Source organism: Mesorhizobium sp. M8A.F.Ca.ET.202.01.1.1 (genome assembly GCF_004791595.1).
Lineage (GTDB): Bacteria > Pseudomonadota > Alphaproteobacteria > Rhizobiales > Rhizobiaceae > Mesorhizobium.
The window spans coordinates 1-292 of sequence record NZ_SRUN01000268.1 but is presented as its reverse complement, the minus strand read 5'-3'; the positions used below and the strand labels follow the sequence as shown (position 1 = coordinate 292).

The 292-nt window shown below is 59.6% G+C and carries 1 protein-coding gene; it reads left to right on the top strand.

Going from position 1 to position 292, the window contains the following annotated elements; genetic code table 11:
• The coding region (locus tag EN845_RS34790) for a JAB domain-containing protein (protein WP_281041061.1) at positions 1–292 on the top strand (292 nt) is incomplete at both ends.

Genomic DNA, 292 nt, shown 5'->3' with positions numbered 1-292 from the left:
TCCGCATCCTGTTCCTCGATAAGCGCAATGTCCTCATCGCCGACGAAGTGCAGGGGCACGGGACCGTGGACCATACACCGGTCTATCCACGCGAAGTGGTGCGCCGCGCTCTCGAACTATCCGCTACCGCCTTGATTTTAATCCACAATCACCCGAGCGGCGACCCGACACCTTCGCGTGCGGATATCGAGATGACCAAGACCATCATCGATACGGCAAAGCCGCTCGGTATCGCCGTCCACGACCATATCATCATCGGCAAGGATGGCCACGCCAGCTTCAAGGGCCTGCG